This is a genomic window from Lentibacillus jeotgali, from assembly GCF_000224785.1.
Lineage (GTDB): Bacteria > Bacillota > Bacilli > Bacillales > Amphibacillaceae > Lentibacillus > Lentibacillus jeotgali.
Genome location: NZ_AGAV01000005.1, coordinates 501,933 through 528,321 on the forward strand (window position 1 = coordinate 501,933; position 26,389 = coordinate 528,321).

Below are 26,389 nucleotides of genomic sequence, written 5' to 3' on the forward strand. Positions count from 1 at the left end.
AGCAATGGCTGGTTTAGATTCAGACGTATGCCCTCCTCGTACCAGTTTATCATGCTTTGAGCGGATATTCATGCGTTGTCCTTTAATTGTCCCTTATATAAATTAAAGTAGTGGCCTTTCTTCCTAATTAATGCCGTATGAGAACCTTGTTCAATGATCTTACCATGTTCAAGCATGATAATTTTGTCCGCTTCCTGAATGGTGTTAAGCCGGTGGGCTATTACAAAACTTGTTCTGTCCTGCATCAGCCACTTGAGAGCATCCTGGATTTTTAATTCAGTTACGGTATCAATATTGCTTGTTGCCTCATCGAGAACAAGAATCGCGGGATCAGCCAGGATCGCCCGAGCGATCGTGATCAGCTGTTTCTGTCCCTGGCTGATGCCGCTTCCGTCCTGATCGAGGATGGTTTCATAGCCGTTCGGGAGCCGCTCGATAAAGTCATGGGCGTTTGCATCTTTGGCGGCTTTGATAATAGCGTCATCCGTTGCATCAAGCCTGCCGTAACGGATGTTTTCCTTGATGGTCGCATGGAACAGAAAGGCATCCTGCAAAACAAAGGCCATACGTTTGCGGAGACTGCTTCGCTTAATGTTTTTTAAGTCAATGCCATCAAGGGTAATTGAGCCGCTGTCATAATTATAGAATCGTGAAATCAGATTGATGATGGTCGTTTTGCCTGCTCCGGTATGGCCGACAAAGGCGACCGTTTGACCGGGACTGGCAGTAAAGTTGATTTCTTTTAAGATCGGTGTGTCTTCATAGGCAAAGGAAACCTTGTCAAATGCCAGGTGTCCGTCAGTGCTGTCGATATTGCGGGCGGTTGTTTCATCGGTTTCTTCCTGTTCTTCATCTATTATATTGAAGACGCGTTCAGCTCCGGCGACCGCTGACAGCAAAATATTGAACTGGTTCGATAATTCATTGAGCGGACGGGTGAACTGTCGGGCGTATTCGGTGAAAATAACGATGACACCGACCGTTATAACCCCTTGAACAGCCAGAATACCACCGGCAAGGCCGACCAGCCCAAAGCTTAAAAAGTTGAGCATGTTCATGACTTTCGGAATAAAACCGGCAAATGTCTGAGCCCAGAACCCCGAATGCTGCAGGTTTTCATTACGCTCCTGAAATTCGCGTATGACGCGTTTTTCCTGGGAAAATGTCTTAATGACGTGCTGACCTGAGACCGTTTCTTCCACATATCCGTTTAACTCGCCCAAATGCTGCTGCTGCAGTTTGTATAATGGACCGGTTCGTTTGGTGATCCAACGAATTGCCAGGAACATCACCGGAACAATCATCATCGTGATCAGGGTTAATAGGGGACTGAGCGCCAACATGATCACGACGGTTCCGATAAGGGTCAGGATACTGGTGAAAATCTGAATGACAGACTGGTTCAGCGTATTGTTGATATTATCAATATCATTGGTGATCCGGCTCATAAGTTCCCCGTGCTGCCGCTTATCAAAAAATGCTATCGGCAGCCGGTGAAATTGCTGGAACAGTTCTTCCCGCAGTGAGTAAACCGTATTCTGTGCAATCCCGACCATCCAATAATTCTGCAAGAAGACAGATAACGAATGCAGGACGTAAATGATTAACAGCCAGACGAGCAGCATGCCGATCCCTGATGGATCTTTAGTTACAATAAAATCATCAATGGCCCTTCCGACCATAAATGGACCGGCCAGGCTCATGGCGGAGCTGACCAGCACCATCAGGATGACAAGCAGCAGCATGACTTTTTCCCGTGCCAGATATGACCAGATGCGCTTGATGGTACCCGCCGTGTTGCGAGCACGGTCTGTTTTATCTTTTTCCTGCTGCGACCGGAGTTGATTAATTGCTATTTTTTTGTATTGAAAAGGCTGCTTAAATTCTCTGATTCGCATACGTGTTCTCCTCCCCAAACTGTGAGGCGACAATCCGCTTGTAAAGTGCGGACTCCCTAAGAAGCTCATCGTGTGTGCCGATTGCCAATGTTTCGCCGTCATTTAGCAGCAGGATACGATCGGCGCTCGTCGCTGTCGATACTTTTTGTGTAATAATCAGTGTTGTACAGTTATATTCCTGGATAGCCTCGAGAAGCCTTGATTCGGTAGCCAGATCAAGCGCACTTGTACTGTCATCAAGCATCAGAATTATCGGCTGCCGAATCAATGCCCTGGCAATTGATATGCGCTGTTTCTGTCCACCGGATAAATTAACACCTTTTTGACCAATTTTTGTATTATAATCGTTCGGCAGTTCCATGATCGTTTCATGAATCTGAGCATCTTTCGCAGCCTGAATCACTTCGTCTTTGGATGCGCTCTCTTTTCCCCAGGCAATATTATCGGTGACAGTGCCCGTGAACAGGAGCGGGCTTTGCGGGACATAGCCGATGCTAAGCCGCAAATTTTCCAATTTGTACGCGCTGATAGGCTGATCATCAATATAAATGGTGCCTTTATTGGCATCATATAAGTGTGGAATCAGCTGGAACAGAGATGTTTTGCCTGATCCGGTTGCGCCCATCACTGCCAGTTTTTCTCCCGGGTGAACGGTAAAGGAAACGGATTTAAGCGCATCGTCCGGCATGTTCGGATAAGCAAACGATACATCGTCAAACGCAATTTTCCCGTCTATTACAGATGTCGTGTCATTGGCATCTGCATGATCAAACAAATCAACCTTTACCTTGAGCACATCATCAAGCCGCTCAGCCGATGCTTTGGCCCGGGAGAAGCCCATAATGATAAATGTGAGCATTGAAATGGCCATTGATACACGCATGGCATAGTTGACAATTGCTACGACATCACCGGTGCTTGTTTCCCCGGCCATGGCCAGCGTATTGCCGCGCCAGATGATAAAAATAAGACTCAGATTCATCACAAACAGCAGGATCGGCATGGATGCCTCAATGAAGCGGAATGTTTTACGCAGCATATTAGCCAGGTTTTCGTTTGCGCCCATAAACCGGCTTTCTTCATGGTTTCGCCGCAAAAACGCTTTTATCAGCCGGATCCCTGCTAAGTTTTCCTGCATGACCTGATTGACATTGTCAACATTGCGCTGGACCCTGTCGAATAGGCGTGTTGCAATTTTCAAAACCCAAAGGATAAATCCGACCAGGAGCGGCACTGTCACAAGGAAGACCAGGGCAAGACGGGGGCTGACGATAAAAGACATGATAACGCCGCCAATTGCAATCAGCGGCGCTTTGGCCATAATCCTAAGTGCCATGAATATCGTGTTCTGGAGCTGGCGAACGTCGTTGGAAAACCGTGTCACAAGTCCTGATGTCGGATACTGATTCAAGTTTGCAAATGAAAAATCCTGTATCTTATGGAAAAGCTGCTTGCGGATATCGTAAGCAAACCCAAGGCCAGTGTGGGCGGCATAGAAGGAGTTGAAAATACCGGCAACAAATGCGATGAATGCCATCGCGATCATGATGCTGCCCCACATGACGATATTATTAATATCCTGATTCACGACACCATCATTAATCATCTTCCCAAGGAAAAACGGCAGCAATAATTCGACCATCAGTTCAATGAAGGTTAGCGCATAGGCTAGAGCGATAGGGATTTTGTATGGTTTGAGAAAGGAAAGAACGTGCCTCAAGATTGCGACCCCCGAAGTCATTTTTGTCTTTTTTCAGCATCTACTGGACAGAATCCACCGAAAGACGGCAGCTTACTGTTCCTAAATGCCCAATTCTATTCAACTCATTGATTTAAGTTCACGTTACCATTATAAAGGGAAACAACTGGATATCCAAGAACTTACTTCGGAATCAGAAGTACTATAAAACAGGTTGTCATAAATTCAATATAAAAGCAGATACTATCTGGAAAGTGTGATTTAAGGCAGGGAACAAAATGCTTTTGTTTATAGGGAAAACGATCCTTTTATATTTTATAACGATTATTATAATACGATCGATGGGAAAAACAGCTTTTGCTCAATTGACGGCACATGATTTGGCTGGCATCTTTTTTGTTATTACATTGGCGACTGGACCGGTTGTTACAGAAAATTTTGTTTATACTATAACAGGTCTGGTTGTTATCGGTTTTGTACATATTGGTTTTTCCAGACTTATGCTGTTTAACAGCTTAAACAGGATTTTTGTTGGGAAACCAACAATCGTTATTAAACATGGAAAATTGGTACGGAAGAATTTAAAAGGTTCACATTTTACACTTTCTGAATTATTATCTGAAGTTCGGGAAAAAGGTTACCCGGATATTTCGTTGATAGACTATGCGATTATTGAGCCAAGCGGCGGCATAAGCATTGTCCCGCAACAAGATAGCGCTCCGGTTACACCTGAACAATTAAATATTGAAACGTCATATCACGGGCTTCCAATATCGGTGATTATTGAAGGTAGAACGCAGCATCAAAATTTGCAGCTTATAAACAAGGATGAACAATGGTTGAATGAAGAACTTGCTGAAAACAGTTATCCTGATCGAAATCAGATTTTCTATGCGGCTGTCCGTGATGACGATTATTCACTGATGATTGATACCGGTGCAGACAAGTAACAATGAAGGGAGATGGTCTCAGTATATGAAGCGAAAATTTGATTTAAACAAAAAATTATTGACAGCGCGATAAAAATTATTTATAGTAATACTTGTCGATAATTTCATATAAACATGATTCCGTAGCTCAGCTGGGAGAGCGCATGCTTGACAGGCATGAGGTCGTTGGTTCGAGCCCAATCGGAATCATCTTATTAAAAAAGTGACACCATTCGGATTGACATGGTGTCACTTTTTTGCTTTCCGGTGTACAGTACCTTCCTCATGCTTCCGTGTCAGTATGCTTCGCTATATTTATGATTAATGATGGCATAAATGATCTTTTGGGCAATATCTTTAACCCGTGAGCTTTCTCTGTATTGGACATAAACCTTATTGTGGATGTTATCAATCTCGGTTATATGACTGACGGATACGTTCATGGTGTAACGTTCATCAATTCCGAGTTCGGGTATGATGCCAATACCAATCCCATTTGCCACCGCTTTCAAAAGCATTTCATTGTTATCTACATCAATTCATCCTAAAGTGTTATAGTGTTTAAGGAAAATTTTTCTTAACAATCAATTCGTTTATGATAAGATGTAATATAAAATTGTATAAAAATTTTCACACTAGGGGCTGTTGATACGGCTGAGAAGAACAATGACGTTTTGACCCTTGGAACCCGATGCCACGCAGATGAGCAAGTGAGCAAAACATCTGCACAGCGCAGGATAGAGTATATGAAGGGCTATGAAAATTAAGAAAATAAGGAAGTGGAATTTAAATTTTAGCCGGACGGTAAGAAAAGAAGAAAAGCCGGTGGTTTTAGTCAGAGCCGCCCATTAACGCCCTGCCAGTGTGACACCATTTCCCGGGAAATGGTGTCACATTTTTATAGATGCACCTTTGTTCGCAGCGATAGCTAATTGTGACAATTTGAGCGGGAAATTTGTGAACTTGAGCGGAAATTATGACTACTTGAGCCGATTTCATGCTATTTAAGCTGATTCTGTGACAGCATGAGCCGAACCAACATTTCCCAGATTTAATTGAAAAAACATGGAATGAAGTTAGTGAAAATATATATAAGGGAAGAAATAAGGCAAGGAATATTATGAATCTGAGTCTGTTTTATATTTTAGTGGTCACTTAACTAAACGGAGGCGATTTAAATGAAAGAAACGACTGGCTTCATATGTGATGAGAGTTATTTTTGGCATCAGATGGGAAATGGCGCCTTGAACCAGCGTGCCGGGGGGTGGATTCAGCCAGACACCCACGCGGAAAACCCAGAGACAAAACGACGTGTTAAAAATTTGTTAGAGCATTCCAAGTATATAGAGAATTTGCATCAGATTGGTCCAAGGTCGGCAACTCGGGACGAAATCGGGATGAATCATAGCATGGCATATGCTGATCGGATAAAGGAATTGAGTGATGCCGGAGGGGGCGATGCAGGTGTCCATGCGATAGTTGGGCCTGATTCCTATGAGATTGCTTTAAAGTCTGCAGGGGGTGTGCTCACTTCGGTTGAAACTGTCATGGAAGAAAAAGCTCAAAACGCATATGCCCTTGTGCGCCCGCCTGGTCATCATGCCGAACCTGAGGAGGGAATGGGCTTTTGTCTGTTCAACAATGTCGCCATTGCGGCCAAGTACGCGCGACAGAAATATGGGCTGAAACGCATCCTGATTTTGGACTGGGATGTTCACCACGGGAATGGAACAGAAAGGGCCTTTGAGAATGATACTGATGTATTGTTTATGTCCGTTCATCAGGAGAACATTTTCCCGAAAGGCCGCGGTGACATAACGTATACCGGAAAAGGAAATGGCGAAGGGTATAACGTCAATATCGAATTGCCGGCAGGGACCGGAGATGAAGGTTACCTATATGCTTTTGATGAGCTAATCGAGCCGATCATTGACCAGTACGCTCCAGAGCTGATTTTTATTTCAGCCGGCCAGGATGCAAGCCGGTTTGATCCGATAGGTCGTATGTTGGTAACAGCTGATGGCTACTATCAGATGGCAAGCCGGGTTAAAAAGCTAGCCGAAAAACACAGTAACGGCCGGTTGGTTGCCGCGCATGAGGGCGGATACAGTACAGCATACGTTCCGTTTTGCACACTAAGGGTGATTGAAGCATTGCGCGGGAAGCACAGCCCAGTAGAAGACCCGTTTGATCTCGGATTTCATGAAGGGCCGATCTATCCGCATCAGAAAGAAGCCGTTCAGCGTGCGGTGGATGTACAGAAAGTCTTCTGGAATTTAAAATAGTTACCAGAGATTAACGTGTCAACCATCTTCAAAGTTAGCGTCAAAAAATGGCATCAGCAAATTTCCCTTCAGCCTATTTTGAAGTATGTTATAATATGAATATTTCATTGCAGAAACTTATTATGAAAAAGGAGACGTAATGTTGAAGATAGGCATCGATAAAATAGGCTTTTACGCACCCCATTTATATGTAGATATGACTAAACTGGCTGACAGCCGAAACGTCGACCCGGATAAATTTACGATCGGGATCGGCCAGGAAAAAATGGCAGTTCCGCCAGTGACCCAGGATGCTGTGACATTGGCGGCCAATGCGGCGGTGGATATTCTGGATGATAATGATAAAGAAGCGATTGATTTTGTTATTTTCGGGACAGAAACCGGTGTTGACAGTTCCAAATCAGCAGCGGTTTACGTTCATGAGCTGCTCGGATTGAATCCGTATGCCAGGGCGATTGAAGTTAAGCAGGCCTGTTACGGGGCAACTGCTGGTATTCAAATGGCGAAAGGGCATATCGCCATGAACCCTGACAGCAAGGTACTCGTTTTAGGGTCTGACATTGCCCGGTATGGTCTCAGCACCTCTGGTGAAGCAACACAAGGTGCAGGGGCGGTTGCTTTATTGATTAGTGCAGAGCCTCATATCATGGCACTTGAGGATGAGAGCGTTTATTTTACCACTGATGTCATGGACTTCTGGCGCCCTGTGTATTCTGATAAAGCTTTTGCGGATGGCAAATTATCCAATGAGCAATATATAGCGTTCTTTACTCGAATTTGGGAACAATACAAAGCCAAGACAGGTATGGAACTAAGCGATTTCGTAGCCATCTGTTACCATCTGCCATATACTAAAATGGGTTACAAAGCGTTAAAAAATGTATTAGAAGAAGGAACGGAAGATGTTCAGGAACGTCTGCTGGCCAATTATAAATTGAGCACAGACTACAACCGGAATGTCGGTAATATTTATACCGGATCATTATATTTGAGTCTGCTGTCACTTCTTGAACAAACAGAAGAGCTGAAGCCCGGTGCAAGAATCGGCATGTTCAGTTATGGCTCTGGGGCAGTGGGAGAATTTTTTACCGGAATTCTGCAGCCGAATTTTCAGGATTATTTAAATATCGACCGGCATCACGGGCTTTTTGCTTCACGCTCAGAAGTAACGGTGCCGGAGTACGAGGCAATTTTCGAGGAAGCTTTGCCAACAGATGGGTCGACGGTTGAGTTGGATATCGATAATGACCCTGCAAAAATCTGCCTGGCAGGTATTGCTGATGATAAGCGCCAATATGTCAATAAAGTAAGCAGGGTTGCATATTAAATATGTAAGAACCGTCAGTCAATAAGTCAGCTGACGGTTTTTACATATTCGGTAGATTTATTCCAGTTTGTTTTGGATATGCTATTAACAGGTGATAATAATGAAGGCAAGCGAATTGGAAACAAAACGGTTTGATAAAGCTTTGGATGAAATTCTTGATTTATTCAACAATCTGGAAGAAGATAAACCGGTCATTCAGTTCGAAGCGGATGTCCTGGATAAGATTGAACGTGCCAAGATAAAATACGGTAGTGACATGGTCGATGAAAAGATCAACACCATTGCACATGAAATGCTTTCATGGCTTGATCTTGATGATGTTAAAATAGAAGAAGATAAAGAGGAAACCGATGACGGGGAAGAGGGATCTTAGCCTGCCTGAGAACACTTTGATTGAGTGTCAGGTAGTCTTATGCCAACATAGTAAGTTCGGTATCTTATAAGGGAGGATATAATGATGAAGGCTGTTACTATAAAGAGATCAGACGCATCAAACGACTTGGAATTGACCGATATAACTAAACCAGAACCAAAACGGGACGAATTGCTCATAAAGGTCAGCCATGCAGCGGTTAACCGTACAGATATTGTTACCCGAAAAGGACAAGCAGGCTATGCGGTCAACCCGATTTTGGGGGTTGAGGTAGCTGGGACGGTTGTTGAAGCGAATGGCAACGAGCCCTTTTCAGCCGGTGACAGGGTCATGGGACTTGTCAATGGTGGCGGGTATGCCGAATATGCCGTCATTCCAGCGAATCGTACCATGAAAATGCCGGATGCGCTGCCATTTTCGGAAGCGGCGGCCATTCCTGAGGTTTTCCTGACAGCCTATCAGACACTTTATTGGATTGGCAGGCTGGCGAAACAGGAAACTGTGCTGATCCATGCAGGTGCCAGCGGTGTAGGGACAGCTGCCATTCAGCTGGCAAAACAGCTATCAGATGCGAACGTGATTGTGACCGCCGGTTCGAAAAGAAAGCTTAATTTCTGTCAGGAGCTCGGTGCTGATGTTCTCATCAACTATAAACAGCAATCATTCGATGAAGAGGTTTTAAAAGCGACTGATGGTAAAGGCGCTGACCTTATTCTCGATTTTATCGGGGCTGACTATTGGAATATGAATCTTGCCAGCATTAAAAGTGAAGGACGCTGGGTGCTGATTGGCGTTTTGGGCGGAAGCGAATTGGAAAAGGTCGACTTAACATCAATCATGTCCAAGTACATACAGTTAACCGGCACTTTATTGACCCCAAGAAGTGACGCATACAAGGCAGAATTGAGCAATGAATTTGCCAGAGTCGTTCTCCCGTATATGAATGAAGGGAAAATCCGCCCGATTATTGACAGCCTGTACCCGATTGAAAAGGTGGACGAAGCGCATCACCATATGGAGGATAATCAAAACATCGGAAAAATCCTGCTTTATATGAGCGCTGATTAAACGGTAAATAGAGCTGCAAGCCTGAACGAAAGGTTTGCAGCTTTATTTAGCCATAGAGGATGATTTATCTTGATACAAACAAGACCACATCTTATCAATCGGACCTGTCAGGGCCAATAGCCCGTGGGTATGAAGAGATTTCAAATATTTCTATTCAATAGCATTCGGCAGTAATTCTTTTGAATTGCTTGATAAATGGAATGTAAGCGATTTAATTCAAGACTGAGGACATTATATCACTGTATAGGTAATTTTCACAAAAGTCCGTTTACTGGTAATATTGATTCATGGTAGAATAATAGAAACTTTTATAGGAGGGGGATTCATTTGATTCGGAAAAAGTGGAAATTCAGTGCTTTATTGCTTTTATTTGGTTTGCTTTTCCTGCTGGTAGCTTGCGGGTCTGGAGGAGATGCGGCGTCTTCGGGAGATTCGGAAGGTGATAGCTCTGATGACAGCAGTTTAAAAGATTCTTACACAGTTGCTACCGACTCATCATTTGTACCATTTGAATTTAAGGAAGATGGTGAATATGTCGGGTTTGATATCGATCTGATCAATGCAATTGCAGATGAGGCCGGTTTTGACATTAACCTCGAAGTTACTAACTTTGACGGGATCATTCCTGGTTTGCAGACAGGATCGTTTGATATTGCAATTGCTGGAATCAGTATTACTGAAGAGCGGGCAAAGAAAATCGATTACAGTGATCCATATTACGAATCAGGCCTGGCAATCGGGGTTCCAAAAGATAATAAGGATATTAAAGGTATCGAGGATCTTGAAGGAAAGACCATTGCGACGCGTCTTGGTTCAACAAGTGCGCAATATATCGATGCTAATATTGAGAACGCCGATCCCAATCAGTATGAACAGCTTGACCAGGCATATTTGGCTGTTGAAAATGGCAGCGCCGATGCTATTCTGTACGATGCGCCGAATGTCAACTACTATATCCAGACAACCGGTGACAACTTGAAAGTGGTAGGGGACCTGTACCAGGCTGAGGATTACGGCATTGCCATTTCAAAAGGCAATGAGGATTTGGTAGCTGCCATCAACGATGCTCTGGCAACATTGAAGGAAAATGGGAAATACGACGAGATCTATGAAAAATGGTTTGGTAAAAAGCCCGAATAACCCTATCGAGCAACAGCTGTGATAACCAAAAAACTGGAGGGACTAAGGCTTATCGCCATTAGTATTGATAGGTCTTAGTTTTTCTGTTTTGGCAGATTTTCATCATAAGTACAGCCAAGGCTTGCGATAAGCTTGGTTTTCAGAAGAGGTGATTGGATGGTAGGACGATTTAATTGGGCAGGCGTTATCGACTTTTTGCCGCAATTATTTACAGGTTTATACTACACATTGTTAATATCAGTTGTCGGCCTTGTAATTGGGTTTATTCTTGGCGGGATTTTCGGACTGGGCCGTATTGCTCAGAATAAAGTGGTAAGAGGTATTTCCATCATTTTTATTGAAACGATCCGGGGTACACCCGTACTGGTTCAGGCTATTTGGATTTATTATGCGCTTCCGCTCATTATCCAATTTGAACTGGGATCCGTGACTGCCGGGATTATTGTGATTGCTTTGAACTCCGGCGCGTACATAGCGGAAATCGTCCGCGGGGCGGTCCAATCGATTGATCAGGGTCAGATGGAAGCGGGCCGTTCACTTGGTCTTAATCATGGCCAAACCATGCGCTATATCATATGGCCTCAGGCGTTTAAGCGGATGATTCCGCCACTTGGCAACCAGTTCATCATCAGTATTAAAGATACGTCATTGTTATCCGTCATACTTGTTCCAGAACTCATTTTCCAGGGACGGCTGATCGCGGCAAACCATTTTAACGCCGTGGAAATCTATACGACGGTGGCTGTTTTCTATCTTGCCATTACATTGTCGTTATCCTTTGTTCTGCAGAGAACTGAAAGGAGACTTGATATTTGATGATTACCGTTAAAGATTTGCATAAAAAATTTGGCGATAACGAGGTCTTGAAAGGAATCGATTGCGAGATTGACCCATCCGAAGTTGTCTGTGTTATCGGTCCGAGCGGTTCGGGAAAAAGTACGTTTCTCCGCTGTCTTAATATGTTGGAGCCAATCACAAGCGGCGAAGTGATTGTCGATGGTTACAACCTGAATGACCCGAAGACTGATATTAATATAGTGCGTACAGAAGTAGGGATGGTATTTCAGCAGTTCAACCTATTTCCGCACAAGAAAGTGATCGAAAATCTGATGCTTGCACCCCAAAAAGTACGCAAAATTACGGATTCGGAAGCGCGCGAACGCTGTCTGAAATTGCTGGAAAAAGTCGGTTTAGTGGATAAAGCCGAGCAGTACCCGCAACAATTATCAGGCGGACAGCAGCAGCGGGTGGCAATCGCCCGTGCTCTGGCTATGGAACCAAAGATGATGCTGTTTGACGAGCCAACATCTGCACTGGATCCTGAATTGGTCGGTGAGGTGCTGGAAGTCATGAAGCAGCTGGCGGATGAAGGAATGACAATGTTTGTTGTCACACACGAGATGGGATTCGCCCGTGAAGTAGGTGACCGGGTTCTGTTTATGGATGAAGGTGTCATTGTTGAAGAAGGTGACCCGGAACAAATTTTTTCCAATCCGCAGTCAGATCGTACAAAAGAATTTTTAAATAAAATTTTATAGCAGCTTAAAAGGCAGACGAACCCCCGTCTGCTTTGTTTTTGCAGGGATTGAAAAAACGTATATGACACCCCTTGCTTCTTAAATGTCCGTCTATTTCCACTTATTTGGAAGCTTTTTTTAATATATCCCCGATTATTTTAAGCAGACCGGTATTGAACATGTTTAAACTTAATAAATGGCGATTAATGCATTTTGACGAAAGTAATGATTCTATTTATTCTAATAAAGAATGTTTTTTTAAGAACTCTAGGAGGTGGAATCATCTTAAACAGCAGTAATGGTGTCATGACTAAAACAAAGGAACAAGAGGGGGAGCTTGGATTTCGCAAGCCAACAAAAGATGATGGATCGGAAGTGTGGGAATTAATTAAGCATACAGGCGTTCTGGATCTTAATTCATCATATAGCTATCTCATGTGGTGTGAAATATTTTCCGAAACGTCCATCGTTGTTGAAAGAGAAGGGGACACAGTAGGCTTCATTTCAGGATTCATTCATCCTGATCAGCCTGATACGCTGTTTATCTGGCAGGTAGCTGTCGATGACTCTGAACGTGGTAATGGGATCGCAACCAAGATGCTGTACCATTTGCTGAAACGTCAAGGCTGCGGAGAGGTGAATCATGTGGAAGCGACAGTTTCACCATCAAATACAGCATCACAGCAGTTATTTAAAGGACTTGCGAAAAAGCTTAATACAAAATGTGTTATTCATGACTATTTTACATCAGGTGACTTTCCGAGCGAGGGTCATGAAGACGAATTATTGTTTAAGATTGGACCTATACAAAAAGAAAAAATTTTAGTGGAAGGGTGAAATGGTGACAACAACAGTAATTGAAGATGACAAGATGCAAACCTTTGAAGAACTGGAATCAACAGTAAGAAGTTACAGCCGAGGCTGGCCAACCGTTTTTGAAAAAGCAAAAGGATATAAACTCTGGGACACAGATGGAAAAGAGTATCTTGATTTCTTTGCAGGTGCAGGGGGCTTAAACTACGGCCATAATGATGATGCCATGCAGGCGAAAATGATTGAGTACATTCAGAATAATGGGATTCTTCACAGTCTTGATATGGGGACAACATCAAGAAAGGAATTCCTTGAACGTTTTAAGGAAGTTATTCTTAAGCCCCGCAACCTTGATTATAAAGTCATGTTTCCTGGACCAACAGGCACGAATTCGGTTGAAAGTGCACTGAAAATTGCTCGTAAAGTGACCGGGCGCGATACGGTCATCAGCTTTACAAATGCCTTTCACGGCATGACAATCGGTTCACTTTCCGTCACAGCAAATTCATTTAAGCGGCACGGGGCAGGTGTTCCGCTGCATCATTCGGTTTCAATGCCATTTGATGAGTATGTGGAAGATCAGAATACAATCGCTTATCTGGAAAGATTCCTGGAGGACAGAGGAAGCGGTGTAGCACTGCCTGCAGCTATCATTCTGGAGACCGTTCAAGGTGAAGGCGGCATTAATGCAGCCAGCATGGATTGGCTGAAAAAAGTAGAAGACCTTTGCAAGCAATGGGATATTTTGTTGATCGTCGATGATATTCAGGCTGGATGCGGCCGTACCGGTACGTTCTTCAGCTTTGAGCCAGCCGGAATTGATCCGGATATTGTCTGCCTGTCCAAGTCAATTGGCGGTGCTGGTCTGCCAATGGCACTGACATTGATTAAGCCGGAACATGACCAGTGGGGACCAGGTGAGCATAATGGTACATTCCGCGGCAATAACCTGGCATTCATTGGTGCAACCCAAGCATTAAGTTATTGGGAAAATGATGACTTTGGCAAATCCATCCGGGAAAAAGGCGAACTGTTGCGTGAAGGCATTGAAGAACTAGTCGCCAAATATCCTGAACTTGATGCCCATCACCGCGGCAGAGGATTAATGCAGGGAATCGCCCTCGGCAAACCTGAACTTACTGATGATATTTGTGCGGAAGCATTCCAGCGGGGACTGATTGTTGAAACAGCCGGTCCGGATGATGAAGTTGTCAAATTTCTTCCACCACTTATTATAGATAAAGAAGCTCTCAAAGAAGGACTTAAGATATTGGATGAGAGTATCCAAGCAGTACTTGGCTAATTTGTATGAATTAATAATACGCAGTTAAATTTTGAGCAATAAAGCAGAAAAAAACGAAAGAGGGGACAGCAAATGATTGTAAAATCACTTGAAGATTTGATCGGAACAGAAGACGAAACTTATGATGAGAATTGGTCAAGCCGCCGATTTATTTTGAAAAAAGACGGGGTTGGCTTCAGCATGAACGATACGATTATCAGTGCCGGAACAGAAAACTATTTCTGGTATAAAAACCACATCGAAGCAGTTTACTGCATCGAAGGCGAAGGTACCATCGAAAAGGTCGAAACCGGGGATGTCTATGATATTAAGGCTGGCACAATGTATCTATTAGACGAACATGATAAGCATATCCTTCGTGCTAAGACCCAAATGCGCATGGTATGTGTCTTCAATCCGCCGCTCGTTGGTAAAGAGACACATAACGAAGAAGGCTATTACCCGCTATTGACGGAATAAGCTGTTAGAGATTAAGCCCGGATTATGGTGATTATCCATAATCCGGGCTTTTTGACAGTTAGGAAATCGGGGCTGATGAATTGATAGAATTGCTGATTGATTACCAGTGGGAAATCTTTGTCATAGCTGAAGTATTGTCAATGGCGGCATTACTGCTTTTTGGCATTGTCAGGTATCTATTAAACAAGCACCGGCTGAGTCGGTTGTTTTTGCTGGGATTCCTGATTCTGCTTGGGATTGAGGCAGTGCTGGCAGTCTTGATTTATCGGGACACCGGACAACTATCAACGTTTCAGATCATCATTACGATTTTTGTGATCTATGCCTGTACATTCGGAATATTTGACTTCATGAAGCTTGACCGGTGGATGCGAAAAACGATTGGCAGGTGGCGCGGTGTTGATCTGTTAACGGCCAAAGATTACCGCATCATGGAAAGGAATAAGGACCCTAAGTTTATTGCAAAAAAGTATCGCTGGAGTTCTACAGCACATTTAATCGTGTTTGTCGTGGTACAGGGGATTTTTTGGACATATGGAACGGATAGTTTTGAAGAAATGCTAGGGTATTTGACTGATTTTTCATGGATTGAGTCCGGTACTGCAGCAGACTCCCCGTATGCTAATGAAACGGTTTATGGCATAGGCACGGTTTGGGGGATCGTTTTTGCTGCCGACTTTCTGTATTCATGGTCATACACTGTATTTCCGTCAAGTGTCCGGAGATGACTGTTAGATTACTGAAGGATTTCGAATAAGGAAGGATTGGAGCAATCATTTCCAATCCTTTTCACTTTCAATTATTTTTCCTTCCCATACAAAATCCACGGGGATGGCAGTTCAAACTGGTGATCAGCGGGAAGTGTCCGTGCTTCTTCCTTCGTTAAATCCATCCAGATGTATGTTTCATCATCTGTGTGCTGCAGCAGTTTCCGGTAATCACGCGCAATGGTTTCCCATAAGCCCGGCTGTGATGTTATGTCATGCCACGGATAGACGGCATGCAAATAATGATGCTTTTTCTGATCGTACTTAGTGATCAGGAATCGCGTTTTGGCTTCGTTTTCGTAAAAGGACCATTGCTGCAGATCTTGATCCTGCAATAGATCGGCTGAGCTGGGAAAAGGGTAATAGCATTCATATGGAAAAATGGCTCGAGTCTGAATATACAACTGATTTACCCAATCTTTTTTGCGCTGCAAATCTATGACAGGCTGCCATGGAGCTGCCCCGGATTCGAGCGCTGATGTAGCTTTTGTTAATGCCCCGTGCAAGGTTATGTAGGGGCTCAGGCCGATTTTTTCCAGGACCCGCTGTGCTGAAATATTATGTTCCTGTGTATTGGCCCCAATCCAATGAATCCCCTCGACGTTTAGAGCCTCTTGCAAGACATAGGACACCACTTCAGTTGAAAAGCCATTTCCCATAAATCGGCGATCACTTCTTAACCGCCCCAGCATGGCATAACTGTCTGCATAAATCGAGTATCCGCCTACACTGACTAATTGATCGTCAAGGAAAAGGCCATATAGCCGGTTATTTCCGGTGGTGAGTCTATCAAATATGCGTCCAACATAATCAAATTCAATGCCTGTATCCATTGCTTCGTAGTGGGGGTCGTCGTTAATGTCCAGCATCCGGATCGTTTTGCTCATTTGGCGCACTCTCCCTGAATAATTTCTCATGTAATAGATTATCACGTCATGATATCTTCGTGAAACATTTTAATTTAATAGGTGTATTAATTTTCTGTAAGATGGTTGCCACGGGATTGATAGAGTCCTATAATGAAGGATATATTTCTTTTATCAAAAACTCCGGAAATCATTCTTTTTGCACAACAAATTTGAAGGAGATGGTAACAGTTGCCAATTAATGTATCAAAAGAGTTGCCTGCCAGTGACGCCTTAAAGCAGGAAAAAATCTTTGTTATGGATGAGGACAGGGCACAGACGCAGGACATCCGTCCTCTTAATATATTAATTTTAAATTTAATGCCGGAAAAAGAACTAACGGAACTGCAGTTGCTGCGTCTGCTAGGGAATACCCCGCTTCAGGTTAATATCAGTTTTCTCACGACCGCGACACATCGGCCGACACATGTGAGCCCGCATCATCTGGAAAACTTTTACACAACGTTTGATGAGGCCAAAAAGCGCCGTTTTGATGGACTGATCATTACAGGGGCGCCAATTGAGCACCTTGCGTTTGAGGATGTTGCTTACTGGGATGAACTGACAGAGATTATGGACTGGGCGGCCGCCAATGTAACCTCAACATTGCACATTTGTTGGGGCGCACAGGCGGGTCTGTATTATCATTATGGTGTGAAAAAATATGAATTGCCGGAAAAATGCTTCGGTATATATGAACACCAAATTTCTGACCACACTGTTAATCTTGTGCGCGGGTTTGACGATATTTTTCATGCGCCGCATTCCCGCTACACCAGTGTATCAAGAGAAGCGATTGAAGCCAATCCGGATCTGACGCTGCTGTCTGTTTCCGAACAGGGCGCACCCTTTATCATCATGTCAAACGATGCCAGAAACATCATGATTACAGGGCATATGGAGTATGATGCGACAACACTTGCTGAGGAATATAAACGGGATCACAGCAGGGGCGTGGACACTGGCATCCCCGAAAATTATTTTCCAAACGATGATGTTGATGCACAGCCGCCGCACAAATGGCGATCACACAGTCATCTGCTCTTTTCAAACTGGCTCAACTATTACGTTTATCAGGAGACACCGTTTGAATGGGACTGATACGAAAAGCTGTAACTCTTTAGAAAGGGTTACAGCTTTTTTTTGGTGGATCAGCAGAAGAGCGCCGACATCGGCAGAAGAACCTGCAATCTGCAGATGTTCGCATTCACTTCCCGAGATTCATGTTTTCTCACAGTTATTCCAGCAATATTCCCTCATTTTTCAGCACGTCGCATGCTTTATCCAATTGTCCTTCAGTGTCGGCCTCAATTGTATGCAGATGAACGCCACCGGTGAGTTTGGACAGAAGTGATGCCCCGGTCTTGTTCAATTCAGTTAAAAAAGCATCGACATCCAGCCGATTTTTTATCATTAATGAGCCGGTCATATCCCCGTAAATTGGGTGTTCAACCATTACATTCCGGACGATCACGCCATGATCTACCAGTGTATAAAGTTCGGTTCCCGTCTTTTCCAGTTTGTGGGAAACTGCAATCACCCTGGTAAAATTTGTAGATTCGCTGTTTTCCTCATAGTAGACATAACCGCGTGAGGTAGCGATGATAGGTTCGCCTTTCGCTTTCAGCAGAGAAATATCCTGAACAATTGCTTGACGGCTTACATTCATTTTTTGGGCTAAAACTTTTCCGGAAAGGGGACCACCGCTTTCTCTCAGCATGTTCACAATCATATTCCGCCGTTCTGCACCAAACACTTTATTTTGCTCTTCCACTTCCAGCACCTCTATTTCAGCTTTTTTCCAATTATACCATTGATACATGATCGATTAAAAAGTTCTTGAATTATTGCTTTGCATATGTAATTATATGTGTAAAGACATATGTAAAGTTATTTGTTGTTGCGCGTAACAGTGTTCAATATTTCATAAAAGGAGGAAGTCCATTTTGCAACAAAACAAATCAAAAACAAGCTGGGGAATACTAATTGTACTATTGATTTTGTCAGCTTTTATCCTTCCTTACTCTGTTCTGTCAGATGTTCAGACCTGGTATGGCAGTTTTCTATTGTGGGGGATCATCGGAATTCTAATCATTATCGCTAATGTTATGGTCACAAAGGATTGGGGGAAGTAAATTGAGTACAAATCTAGCAATTTGGGGAATTATTATCTATTTTATTTTAGCATCAGTTATCGCAATTCTGTCGAGACGAGGAGACCGTTCGGATATGGCGGGCTTCTTTCTGGGCGGACGCAGTATGAATGGTATCCTGTCGGCGCTGAGTTACAGTGCGACAACATATAGTGCGTTCATGATGGTCGGTCTCGCGGGACTCACGTATCAGGGCGGCGTCGGGGCACTCGGTTTTGAAATTGTTTATTTTACTGGCGTCTCGCTGGTTATCCTTTTCGGGCCGCGGTTTTGGAAAGCAGGGAAAAAATATGGCTATGTATCCCCGTCGGAAATGGTTGGTGGGCGATATGAAAGCAAAACAGCAGCAAAAGCTGTGTCGCTTGTCAGTTGTTTGTTTCTGATTCCGTATTGTGCCGTTCAGCTTGCCGGGGTCGGTTATTTGCTCCAGGGCATTACAAACAACGCCATCCCTTTTACAGCAGGTGTCGTGTTTGCAACCGTCATGGCTATTTTATTTTCCTATACGGCCGGTATCCGTTCTGTCGTGTGGACAGACTCATTGCAGGCTATCATCATGATCATTACATCCACAATCGTTGTTCTGATGGTTTTTCAGGGATTAGGTGGATTCGGACAGTTTTTTGAAAATCTGGATACGAGCCGTCCGGATTCGTTGTCTGTTCCGGGAAATGGCTACTTTGACTTTCTGACGTTTCTTGGCCTGACATTGCCGTGGTTCTTCTTCAGTTTGTCCAATCCGCAAGTGAGCCAGCGGTTGTTTATGCCGTCGTCGTTAAAAGGATTGCGGCAGATGCTGATTGGCTTTCTGATTTTTGGATTTATTTATACGTTCGTCTCCGTTTTATGGGGATTTTCTGCCATGCAGATGTTTCCTGATCTCGAAACGGCTGACTTGGCAACACCTAAGCTTCTGTCATCTGAACTGGTGCCGCCGATTCTTGGCGTCATTGTGATGGTCGGTATTCTGGCTGCAGCGGTATCAACGATTGATTCGATTATGCTGACATTGTCATCGATGTTTGCCCGCGATGTATATGGAAATTCCAAAAGTAAGCCAGGCGATCGGAAACAGTTAAAAGTTGCGAAAATGGTCATTCCGTTGATTGCGGTTTTGGCGTTTGCGTTTGCGGAACTGGAGCTTAACCTGATTGCGGTTCTGTCTGTTGCCGCCTCATCCGGGTTAATTGTTGTTGTACCCGCCTTTTTCGGAACTTTCTTTTGGAAGCGCGGAACGGCTGCCGGTGTCATTACTAGTGTGTCTGTCGGGGCGGTGCTTGTGCTTGCGATTGAATTTACCGGTATTAAACCACTGGGGCTGGCATCCGGCATTTGGGGATTGTTGGTATCAACGGTTATTTTTATAGGCGTCAGTCTCGTAACTAAAGTGTCATTGGAAAAAGCGGATGCCTTCATGAATATTATGAAAGAAAAATGGAACGAAGAGCGAAGAGCATCATAAATCGGTTCGAGTCTGGAAAAGCCTTTGTGTGTTCCCTGCACAAGGGCTTTTTCTATATGATGGTCAGTCCAAACAATCTAAAGTATTCATGGATGAATGTAATCGGCTGATGCACTTGTTGCATGCTCGCATCTGGGGCTTTATTACGTTCTGGTCACGTGAATTTCGGTTTTCGCTCAAGTTGTCACAGAATCGGCTTAAATAGCCATGAAATCGGCTCAAGTTCACAAAGTTTTCGCTTAAGTTCACATATTTTCCGCTCAAGTTCACAATTTGTCGCCTCTTGTTTGTCAAAAACACTGCCGAAATTAACTAAAATGGTCAGGATTTCAATCGCTTAGAAATTTTTCATTCTAATAAAGGATTTTGGTTAAACGTGTCGAATATCTAATCTGTATCTCTAATTCAATAAGAAAGGTTGTGTACAATTGTATGTCAAGCCACTAGCGCTCCCTCTTCATATCCAGGAAGCAATGGCTCTGGATAGGCGTGTAGCTAACACCCACCTGCAAAAACACGCCATCAGTAAGGCCGCTGCCAATCTATTCTCCGGTTACAAGGGCGAGGAATCACTAATTTATCATTTGAATTTTCTCCCTGAGGATGACTTCCTAATCTTTCACTATTTAAGGATTCCCGACGGTAAGGGGCGTTTTCAACTGGACTTTCTTCTCTTATCCATCTATTTTTTCCTGATTATTGAGGTTAAAAATATTTATGACAACGTCACTTTTGATGAAATGGGACAGGTATACCGGGAATCTGCTGAGAAAGTTGAAGTCTTCGGAAATCCCGTTGATCAAGTGAATCTGCAGCACAGAAGATTGTTATCCTGGCTCCGTGAAATGAATTTACCTGCAGTCCCGATTGAAAAAATTGTTGTTTTTAGCCGTGATAGTACATATCTGAGAAATTTAACTAACAATAAAATTATTTCCGATATTGTCATGCACCGTCATAAAATTCTTCCAAAAATAGACTCGTTTATAAACAGATATAGGTTGGCACGTATTTCTGAAGATCAGTTAATGGAACTATCCTACCGTCTACTTGAAGAGCATAACCCTGAAGTTTATAGTGGGATGGAAAAGTTCGGTATGACAACTCATGATTTGATAATAGGTGTGATTTGTCCGGGATGCAGAAACGTTCCAATGCATTGGAAAAGTGGTAAATGGCTGTGCTTAAGTTGTGGGTTAAAGTCGAAAACAGCTCACCGGCCAGCTTTGGCTGACCATAGCTTGTTGATCGGTAAGTCTATTAATAACAGGGAAGCCCGGGAGTTTTTGAAGCTTAATTCTAACAGTATCACAAGAAAGATTTTACAGTCGGAAGAATTGGATAAGATTGGAGTTGGGAGCGGAATGCGATACCGGCTGGACATTGGAAAACTTTTAGATTAAGTTATGTTTGGCTCAAATTGTCACAAAATCGGCTCAAATACTAATGAAATTTGCTCAAGTTCACAAAATTTCCGTTTAAGTTCACAAGTATTTCGCTGAAGTTCACAATTTCAAAACAGGAAATCACGCTCTGAGATATATTTTTAAACCAAGGTATCCTAATTTTGTACTATAATAGACAGATAGAATAAGCCGAAAAAGGGGGAGCAGAGCATGAAACTATTCCACACGGCGGACTGGCATTTGGGAAAGCTGGTCCAGGGCGTCTACATGACTGATGATCAGCGTTACGTGCTGGAGCAGTTTATCGATGCGGTTGAAGATGAGAAACCTGATGCGGTCATTATCGCAGGGGATCTGTATGACCGGGCAGTACCGCCGACTGAGGCTGTGCATTTATTGGACGAGACGTTGAGTAAAATTGTGCTTGAATTGAAAACGCCGGTGCTAGCAGTGGCGGGCAACCATGACAGCCCGAGCCGGCTTAACTTCGGCAGCAGCATTATGAAACAAAACGGCTTTCACATTGCAGGTAATTTTGAAGACGATTTAAAGCCGGTCGTGCTGCATGATGAGCATGGGCCGGTCCATTTTTACCTCGTGCCGTATTGTGATCCGAGTGTTGTGCGGACTGTGACGGCAGACGATACGATCCGTAATCACAACGATGCAGCGCAAAAAATCGTTGACATCCTGCAGCAGGATATGGATCCGGATGCCCGTCATGTCTACATAGGGCACGCTTTCGTGACGCCATTTGGCGAGGAAGAAGAGAATACGAGTGATTCGGAGCGACCGCTGTCGATTGGCGGTGCGGAATATGTGGATGCCCGCCATTTTGCACCATTCCACTATACGGCATTGGGGCACTTGCATCATCCGCACCATGTGGCCAATGAGACAGTACGGTATTCGGGTTCTATTCTCAAATATTCCATTTCCGAAGAGCATCATCAAAAAGGCTATTCAGTCGTGGAGATGGGTGCCCGCGGGAATGTATCAATAGAAAAACGCACGTTCACACCAAAACGGGATATCCGGACGATTGAAGCAACGATGGACGCGTTGTTGACGCATCCGGTTAATGACGATTATGTGTTTGTCCGGCTGCTGGATGAGGCACCGGTTTTGTCGCCGATGGAGCGAATTAGATCCGTCTATCCGAATGCGATGCATGTTGACCGCGGGGCTTATATGGCCTCATCCGATAATCAGACTGAAGACAGTCAAACGAACCGAAGTGACATGAGTGACCTGGATTTATTCAAAGCTTTTTATCATGAAGTCAAGGGACACGAGGCCTCCGAAGAAATGGAAACGATTTTCAAAGAAGTTCTGGATGACCTGTTGAAAGAAGAGCGGGGAGTAGAACCGTCAAAACAGACGGTAGAGAACTAGAGATAGAGAGGGGGGTTCTGATGCGACCTTTAAAACTGACGATGACGGCTTTCGGCCCATATAAACTTACTGAAACGATTGATTTTACCGAGCTGAATGGCAATAATCTATTTGTCATATCCGGCAACACCGGTGCAGGGAAAACGACTATTTTTGACGGGATCTGTTTTGCCTTATACGGAAGCGCGAGCGGAACGGATAGAGAGAATAATCGAATGCTCCGTAGTGATTTTGCCTCGGATGATACACAAACAGTGATTGAGCTGGAGTTTGAAATTCATGGGAGACACTACCGGATCCTCCGCCAGCCGGGACATGTGAAAGAAGGGAATAAGACCAAGACCGGCGAGCGGTATGAGTTTTATGAGAAAGTTGACGGTAGGGAAGTGCCATGTGTCGACCGTCAAAAAGTGTCTGATATCGATAAAAAAGTCGAATCGCTTATCGGACTCTCGCAGGATCAGTTCAAGCAGATTGTCATGCTGCCGCAAGGGGAATTCCGGAAGCTGTTAACCTCTGAGACTGAAAATAAGGAATTGATTTTGCGGCGGCTGTTCAAGACGGAGAGCTACAACCAGATTAATCAGCTGCTTCGGGACAGGAAGAATCGGATTGATCAGGACTTCAAGCAGGCACAGCAGTCCAGAGATCACTTTATCGAAAGTATCCGTACTGCCCTGCCTGAGCGTGAGGATTCAGAGCTTTTTAGCGTCCTCAACAGTGATTATTACAACGTCAATCAGGTTGTGGCAGGACTTGAGGCGGAAGTCACGTATTTTACTGAAAAAATTTCTGCCGACGAGCAAGCCTATCAGAACGCGTATCAAAAGCATGACCAGAAGCAGACCGAGCTTCATCAGGCGAAAGCGCTCAATGACCAATTTGCTGATCTGGATAAGAAGCAGTCTGAACTAAATAAGCTGGAGGAGCAGGTGCCGGCATATAAGGAACGAGAAAAGCAGCTGGAAGACGCTGAGCGGGCAAGCCACATCGAAGTGTACGAAAAGCAGGTCACCGACTGGCAAAACGATGAGAAAGCGAAGATAGAAGCTTTGCAACATGCCGAAACTGCCGACCAACAAGCTAAGCAAAGGCTCGAACAGGCTCAATCCATTTATCAGCAGGAAGACAATAAAAGAGATGAGCGTGAGAAGACAGCCAGAGAGCTTGAACGGTTAAACGACTATTTGCCGATCGTGAAGCAACTCGATGAGAAGAAAAAAGAGCTCGCAAAACTGGCGGAAAAAGGCAAGCAGGCTGCCAAAGATCTGGAAAACGCTAAAACCAAACTGCAGAAAAAAACAGAAGCAGTTGAGGAAAATGATAAAAAGGTGCTTGAACTTGATCATGCTGTCAGTCAGCTGCCGGACAAACAGCAGGAACTGATGGACGCCAGCGAGCAATATAAGGTAGCAGAAGGCTATGTTGATCTGCAGACAAAACAGTCCGCTGTGAAACAGGATTTGGAACAAAAGGAGAAAGCCTTTGTAACGGCCAAGAAGGCGTACGATGCCAAAGAGGAGGCATGGCTCAACAATCAGGCTGTGGTGTTGGCCGGGCACTTGCACGATGGTGGCGCATGTCCGGTGTGCGGGAGCACCGACCACCCGAATAAAGCAGCTGAACACGGTCAAACGGTGTCTCGCGAGCAACTTAACTCCTTGAAGAAAGATCTAGAGGAAAAAGAAAAACTATACTGGAAAGCAGATAGCGCGTATAAATCCAATGCCAGTCTTCTGGCTGAAAAGGAGCAGGAACTGGCAAAACATGAAGTAGCTGCCGATAAGGCCGCGAATATTCGCGATCAGCTATTTGAAAAGGGCACCAAACTTAAGCAGGAAGTCGGCTTGCTGAAAAAACAGCGTGAAGAGTTGAAACAGCTTAAAGCGAACCAGGAACAAGCAAAGGAGGAATTAAAACAACAGGAATCAAAAAAAGAGAAGTTGGATAAAACACACCAGGAACTTCAATCCGATTACCGGTCGGCGCATGCCATTTACAAAGAACAGCTGCGGAATATCCCGGAAGAGGTCCAGACGCTTGCCGCCCTAGAAAAACGAATCACTGAAACCGATCAGTACAAAACGAAATTGGAAAGGTCATGGGAAAATGCCCAGCGGCAGTTCCAGCAGGCAAAAGAAGCAGCCGCCAAAACCGCTGCGAATTTTTTAAATGCCACGAACCAGCTGTCAGAAACGAAGGAAAAACGTGCCAAAGCAGAGGAATCGTTCAAAGAAGCACTGAAGAAAGCAGGGTTTGAATCCGATGAATCGTATCAGCAGGCAAAAATGCCCGATAACGAGCGGCAGGAATGGAAAGAAGCCATTCGTCATTTTAATGATAATTTAACCGCGAAGAAACAGCAGGTACAAGATCTAGCGGAGTCGCTCAAGGGTAAAAAGCGTGCAGATCTGTCAGCGCTTGAGGAAGAGCTGCAAACACTCAAAACTGCCTACGAAAAGGCCTATCAGACATATAATCAATCGACGGATTACAGAAATCAGGCCGTAACGATAAAAGACAACATCATCGACACGCATCATGAAGCTGCAGAACTTGAGAAGAAATTGGCCACCATCACCGATCTGCATGATGTGCTGCGTGGTCAGAACAGTCACAAGATATCCTTTGAACGTTACCTGCAAATTGAATATCTGGAGCGGATCATTGATGCGGCAAACGGCCGGCTGAAACGTCTGTCCAATGGGCAATTTTCCCTGATGCGCAGTGAGCGCCAGGAATCACATGGTAGACAGAGCGGTCTGGCTTTGGATGTCTATGATGCTTATACCGGCCAGACCCGTGACGTCAAAACATTGTCAGGCGGTGAAAAGTTCAATGCTTCCCTGTGCCTGGCGCTCGGTATGTCCGATGTCATACAGAGCTTCCAGGGCAACATTACCATTGATACGATGTTCATCGACGAAGGGTTCGGGACATTGGATGAGGAGTCCTTAAACAAAGCGATTGATACATTAGTTGACCTGCAGAAGTCAGGCCGGATGATCGGGGTCATTTCCCACGTCCAGGAATTAAAGACGATCTTCCCGGCAAGACTCGATGTTGAGAAAACAAAGGAAGGCCACAGCAGGACAGAATTTGTGGTGAAGTAAGACGTCTTTGGAACTGTATGGGGCGGCCCGTTTATTTTTGCAGCGACAGCTAATTGTGACAACTTGAGCGGGAAATATGTGAACTTAAGCGGGAACTTTGTGAACTTGAGCCGATTTCATGGCTATTTAAGCCGATTCTGTGACAACATCAGCCGATCCAACAATTGCAACAGATTTAATAGTTAAGAGTAGCGAATCCGTACGGGGGAACTAATAGCGAAAAGAAAACTCATTTGTCGGAGTGAGCACAAGTTTATGATTAAGAATCATATTCGGGTGAATACGATTTTTTTTGATAAAGTTAAGCTGACCTCAAAATCTATTCACGCTGCATGCACTCGTCTGTTACGATAATATAAGACGATAATCCATTGTGT

23 protein-coding genes and 1 tRNA gene are annotated in these 26,389 nt (G+C 44.2%); 19 read left to right on the forward strand and 5 right to left on the reverse strand.

Annotation, left to right across the window (positions count from 1 at the left end; all coding sequences use genetic code 11):
• Positions 1–68: 68 nt before the first annotated feature.
• Together ON01_RS05250 and ON01_RS05255 are read right to left on the reverse strand one after the other, a co-directional pair.
• The gene (locus ON01_RS05250) at positions 69–1,898 is read right to left on the reverse strand and encodes an ABC transporter ATP-binding protein (RefSeq protein WP_010529961.1); all 1,830 of its coding nucleotides are present in this window, start codon (positions 1,896–1,898) and stop codon (positions 69–71) included.
• A complete protein-coding gene (locus ON01_RS05255; RefSeq protein WP_010529962.1) occupies positions 1,879–3,618 on the reverse strand; it encodes an ABC transporter ATP-binding protein in 1,740 nt (579 codons plus the stop codon). The genes ON01_RS05250 and ON01_RS05255 overlap by 20 nt, the downstream gene beginning before the upstream one ends.
• A 257-nt stretch (positions 3,619–3,875) precedes the next feature.
• Here ON01_RS05255 and ON01_RS05260 point away from each other — a divergent pair, with 257 nt between their 5' ends.
• Both ON01_RS05260 and ON01_RS05265 read left to right on the forward strand, forming a co-directional pair.
• Positions 3,876–4,547, forward strand: a complete 672-nt coding sequence (locus ON01_RS05260) for a DUF421 domain-containing protein (protein ID WP_010529963.1) — start codon at positions 3,876–3,878, stop codon at positions 4,545–4,547.
• Positions 4,548–4,663: 116 nt separating this feature from the next.
• Positions 4,664–4,736, forward strand: a tRNA-Val gene (locus ON01_RS05265).
• 86 nt (positions 4,737–4,822) lie between these two features.
• On the opposite strand, the gene ON01_RS05270 is transcribed toward ON01_RS05265, so the two are convergent.
• Positions 4,823–5,044 carry a hypothetical protein gene (locus ON01_RS05270; protein ID WP_010529964.1) on the reverse strand — a complete coding sequence of 74 codons (222 nt, stop codon included), beginning with the start codon at positions 5,042–5,044 and terminating at the stop codon, positions 4,823–4,825.
• A gap of 660 nt (positions 5,045–5,704) precedes the next feature.
• Here ON01_RS05270 and ON01_RS05275 point away from each other — a divergent pair.
• From ON01_RS05275 to ON01_RS05325, 11 genes are all read left to right on the forward strand, one after another.
• Positions 5,705–6,811, forward strand: a complete 1,107-nt coding sequence (locus ON01_RS05275; protein WP_010529965.1) for a class II histone deacetylase — start codon at positions 5,705–5,707, stop codon at positions 6,809–6,811.
• Between the two features lie 142 nt (positions 6,812–6,953).
• Positions 6,954–8,138, forward strand: a complete 1,185-nt coding sequence (locus ON01_RS05280) for a hydroxymethylglutaryl-CoA synthase (protein ID WP_010529966.1) — start codon at positions 6,954–6,956, stop codon at positions 8,136–8,138.
• A gap of 100 nt (positions 8,139–8,238) precedes the next feature.
• The gene (locus tag ON01_RS05285) at positions 8,239–8,511 is read left to right on the forward strand and encodes a hypothetical protein (protein WP_010529967.1); all 273 of its coding nucleotides are present in this window, start codon (positions 8,239–8,241) and stop codon (positions 8,509–8,511) included.
• Between the two features lie 84 nt (positions 8,512–8,595).
• Positions 8,596–9,579: an NAD(P)H-quinone oxidoreductase gene (locus ON01_RS05290; protein WP_010529968.1), complete on the forward strand. Its 984-nt coding sequence runs from the start codon at positions 8,596–8,598 to the stop codon at positions 9,577–9,579.
• A 327-nt stretch (positions 9,580–9,906) separates the two neighbouring features.
• Positions 9,907–10,719, forward strand: coding sequence for a transporter substrate-binding domain-containing protein (locus ON01_RS05295; RefSeq protein WP_010529969.1), 813 nt, complete (start codon positions 9,907–9,909; stop codon positions 10,717–10,719).
• 156 nt (positions 10,720–10,875) lie between these two features.
• The gene (locus tag ON01_RS05300; protein ID WP_010529970.1) at positions 10,876–11,535 is read left to right on the forward strand and encodes an amino acid ABC transporter permease; all 660 of its coding nucleotides are present in this window, start codon (positions 10,876–10,878) and stop codon (positions 11,533–11,535) included.
• Positions 11,535–12,257, forward strand: a complete 723-nt coding sequence (locus ON01_RS05305; protein ID WP_010529971.1) for an amino acid ABC transporter ATP-binding protein — start codon at positions 11,535–11,537, stop codon at positions 12,255–12,257. Before ON01_RS05300 ends, ON01_RS05305 begins: the two co-directional genes overlap by 1 nt.
• A gap of 285 nt (positions 12,258–12,542) precedes the next feature.
• On the forward strand, positions 12,543–13,073 hold the full coding sequence (gene ectA / locus ON01_RS05310; protein WP_010529972.1) for a diaminobutyrate acetyltransferase: 531 nt from the start codon (positions 12,543–12,545) through the stop codon (positions 13,071–13,073).
• Between the two features lies 1 nt (position 13,074).
• Positions 13,075–14,352, forward strand: coding sequence for a diaminobutyrate--2-oxoglutarate transaminase (ectB, locus tag ON01_RS05315; protein WP_040912231.1), 1,278 nt, complete (start codon positions 13,075–13,077; stop codon positions 14,350–14,352).
• 72 nt (positions 14,353–14,424) lie between these two features.
• On the forward strand, positions 14,425–14,811 hold the full coding sequence (locus ON01_RS05320) for an ectoine synthase (protein ID WP_010529974.1): 387 nt from the start codon (positions 14,425–14,427) through the stop codon (positions 14,809–14,811).
• A gap of 80 nt (positions 14,812–14,891) precedes the next feature.
• On the forward strand, positions 14,892–15,539 hold the full coding sequence (locus tag ON01_RS05325) for a hypothetical protein (RefSeq protein ID WP_010529975.1): 648 nt from the start codon (positions 14,892–14,894) through the stop codon (positions 15,537–15,539).
• Positions 15,540–15,610: 71 nt separating this feature from the next.
• Here ON01_RS05325 and ON01_RS05330 read toward each other — a convergent pair whose 3' ends face one another.
• Positions 15,611–16,465: a GNAT family N-acetyltransferase gene (locus tag ON01_RS05330; RefSeq protein WP_010529976.1), complete on the reverse strand. Its 855-nt coding sequence runs from the start codon at positions 16,463–16,465 to the stop codon at positions 15,611–15,613.
• 210 nt (positions 16,466–16,675) lie between these two features.
• Here ON01_RS05330 and metA point away from each other — a divergent pair, with 210 nt between their 5' ends.
• The gene (gene metA, locus ON01_RS05335) at positions 16,676–17,584 is read left to right on the forward strand and encodes a homoserine O-acetyltransferase MetA (protein ID WP_010529977.1); all 909 of its coding nucleotides are present in this window, start codon (positions 16,676–16,678) and stop codon (positions 17,582–17,584) included.
• Positions 17,585–17,720: 136 nt separating this feature from the next.
• Here metA and ON01_RS05340 read toward each other — a convergent pair whose 3' ends face one another.
• Positions 17,721–18,305 (reverse strand): transcription repressor NadR, encoded by a 585-nt coding sequence (locus tag ON01_RS05340; RefSeq protein ID WP_010529978.1) that lies wholly within the window; start codon positions 18,303–18,305, stop codon positions 17,721–17,723.
• A gap of 124 nt (positions 18,306–18,429) precedes the next feature.
• Between ON01_RS05340 and ON01_RS05345 the strand changes: the two genes are divergently transcribed.
• From ON01_RS05345 to ON01_RS05365, 5 genes are all read left to right on the forward strand, one after another.
• The gene (locus ON01_RS05345; protein WP_010529979.1) at positions 18,430–18,618 is read left to right on the forward strand and encodes a hypothetical protein; all 189 of its coding nucleotides are present in this window, start codon (positions 18,430–18,432) and stop codon (positions 18,616–18,618) included.
• Between the two features lies 1 nt (position 18,619).
• A complete protein-coding gene (locus tag ON01_RS05350; RefSeq protein ID WP_029328994.1) occupies positions 18,620–20,098 on the forward strand; it encodes a sodium:solute symporter family protein in 1,479 nt (492 codons plus the stop codon).
• A gap of 428 nt (positions 20,099–20,526) precedes the next feature.
• Entirely contained in the window at positions 20,527–21,501 is a 975-nt protein-coding gene (locus ON01_RS05355; protein WP_010529981.1) for a nuclease-related domain-containing protein, read from the forward strand.
• A gap of 213 nt (positions 21,502–21,714) precedes the next feature.
• Positions 21,715–22,899, forward strand: a complete 1,185-nt coding sequence (locus ON01_RS05360; RefSeq protein WP_010529982.1) for an exonuclease SbcCD subunit D — start codon at positions 21,715–21,717, stop codon at positions 22,897–22,899.
• Between the two features lie 20 nt (positions 22,900–22,919).
• Entirely contained in the window at positions 22,920–26,012 is a 3,093-nt protein-coding gene (locus tag ON01_RS05365) for an SbcC/MukB-like Walker B domain-containing protein (RefSeq protein WP_010529983.1), read from the forward strand.
• The last annotated feature ends 377 nt before the right edge of the window (positions 26,013–26,389 follow it).

Excerpts from the sequence above, each read along its gene's own strand:
- ON01_RS05250 (WP_010529961.1), bottom strand. The coding sequence starts at position 1,898 with ATGCGAATCAGAGAATTTAAGCAGCCTTTTCAATACAAAAAAATAGCA.
- ON01_RS05260 (WP_010529963.1), top strand. The coding sequence starts at position 3,876 with ATGCTTTTGTTTATAGGGAAAACGATCCTTTTATATTTTATAACGATT.
- ON01_RS05270 (WP_010529964.1), bottom strand. The coding sequence starts at position 5,044 with ATGCTTTTGAAAGCGGTGGCAAATGGGATTGGTATTGGCATCATACCC.
- ON01_RS05275 (WP_010529965.1), top strand. The coding sequence starts at position 5,705 with ATGAAAGAAACGACTGGCTTCATATGTGATGAGAGTTATTTTTGGCAT.
- ON01_RS05285 (WP_010529967.1), top strand. The coding sequence starts at position 8,239 with ATGAAGGCAAGCGAATTGGAAACAAAACGGTTTGATAAAGCTTTGGAT.
- ON01_RS05290 (WP_010529968.1), top strand. The coding sequence starts at position 8,596 with ATGAAGGCTGTTACTATAAAGAGATCAGACGCATCAAACGACTTGGAA.
- ON01_RS05300 (WP_010529970.1), top strand. The coding sequence starts at position 10,876 with ATGGTAGGACGATTTAATTGGGCAGGCGTTATCGACTTTTTGCCGCAA.
- ON01_RS05305 (WP_010529971.1), top strand. The coding sequence starts at position 11,535 with ATGATTACCGTTAAAGATTTGCATAAAAAATTTGGCGATAACGAGGTC.
- ectA (WP_010529972.1), top strand. The coding sequence starts at position 12,543 with ATGACTAAAACAAAGGAACAAGAGGGGGAGCTTGGATTTCGCAAGCCA.
- ectB (WP_040912231.1), top strand. The coding sequence starts at position 13,075 with ATGGTGACAACAACAGTAATTGAAGATGACAAGATGCAAACCTTTGAA.
- ON01_RS05320 (WP_010529974.1), top strand. The coding sequence starts at position 14,425 with ATGATTGTAAAATCACTTGAAGATTTGATCGGAACAGAAGACGAAACT.
- ON01_RS05330 (WP_010529976.1), bottom strand. The coding sequence starts at position 16,465 with ATGAGCAAAACGATCCGGATGCTGGACATTAACGACGACCCCCACTAC.
- ON01_RS05340 (WP_010529978.1), bottom strand. The coding sequence starts at position 18,305 with ATGTATCAATGGTATAATTGGAAAAAAGCTGAAATAGAGGTGCTGGAA.
- ON01_RS05360 (WP_010529982.1), top strand. The coding sequence starts at position 21,715 with ATGAAACTATTCCACACGGCGGACTGGCATTTGGGAAAGCTGGTCCAG.
- ON01_RS05365 (WP_010529983.1), top strand. The coding sequence starts at position 22,920 with ATGCGACCTTTAAAACTGACGATGACGGCTTTCGGCCCATATAAACTT.